Genomic DNA, 1,188 nt, shown 5'->3' on the forward strand with positions numbered 1-1,188 from the left:
AAACTACTCTATAATGGCTTACGATCGATTAGCTCAGGGGGCTATTCAATCTGGTCTCGATATTGAAACCGCTTATCAATCAAGGGATCGCTTTGTTAGAGAAACTGAGCAAGTGCAATCATTGAGTGCTGTTTTAAAGTTACGTGATACAGCGATTTTATTTTATACTCAACAAATTCGTGATATAAAAAATAAAATAATATCACGACATTCAAAAACAGTTATTAGTGTCATTAAATATCTTGAAAACAATCTTAACAATAACATTAAAACTGAGAAAATAGCCAGTCAATTTCATATGAGTGAATCTAAATTGCGAAAATTATTTAAAGAAGAAAAAGGAGTGACAATTAAACAATATTTCCTTTGTTTGAAAATCGAAGCCGCTAAACAATTACTCTATGAGGGAAAATCATTATCTCAAGTTGCAGAGTTGCTCCAATTTTCAACACCAACTAACTTTTCAAGAACTTTTAAAAGATTAGTTGGTGTAAGTCCAATAACATATATACAAGGAATACAACATAAACTACATACCTAAAAATTAAAAATTTCCGTGTTTCATTATCTCCTACAATCTATTATATGTAGGGGAAGTACTTTTCTTAGAAAATAAGGCTAAATAAAATACTATAAAAAAGTAGAAATGATTAAAAAACCTAAAAAGATTGGAAATTATCCAATCTTTTTAAAGTATAAACTTGATTTTTCCTCTTAAATATTTGATTTTTTTAAGAGAGAGAAAACGAATATCTAGAGAAAAAACCGGAAAAGTTTTACGACATTTTAGGTCAAAAGATTAATCCTCCTTTTTCTTAGGAATAGCTATTAAACCAACAGAAGCAATAATTGATAAAGCCGCAAGACTAAAGAATGGATTTACAGTTTCACCAGTTGTTGGCAAACTATTTTTATTATCATTATTATTTACAATAGTTGATAAAGGTTTAACAGTTTGGTCTTTACCTGTTGGAGTATACTTCTCTGCATCTGTGCTTGGATCTACAACCTTAACTGTGACATCAACTACATCTTTTGATCCATCTGGATAAGTAACAACCACTTTACCTGGTTTATCACCTGCTGTTGTTGTATCAATTGGTGTTTCAAACTCTACCTTAGTACCTGCTGGTAACTCTGGTAAATTGCTGATTGAATCCTCTGCCTTAGGTGTTTCACCAATATTAA

At 30.6% G+C, this 1,188-nt stretch carries 2 protein-coding genes; one reads left to right on the forward strand and one right to left on the reverse strand.

The genetic code is table 11. The features are described from left to right. Positions 1-541, forward strand: a 541-nt coding sequence (locus ACVRZD_RS10615) for a YSIRK-targeted surface antigen transcriptional regulator (RefSeq protein WP_447450498.1), incomplete at its 5' end; no start/stop codon positions are given. Positions 542-799: 258 nt separating this feature from the next. Here ACVRZD_RS10615 and ACVRZD_RS10620 read toward each other — a convergent pair. Continuing rightward, positions 800-1,188 (reverse strand): Rib/alpha-like domain-containing protein (locus tag ACVRZD_RS10620; RefSeq protein WP_447450499.1); only part of this gene is annotated, 389 nt, incomplete at its 5' end.

The sequence above is a fragment of the Streptococcus hongkongensis genome, assembly GCF_053206145.1.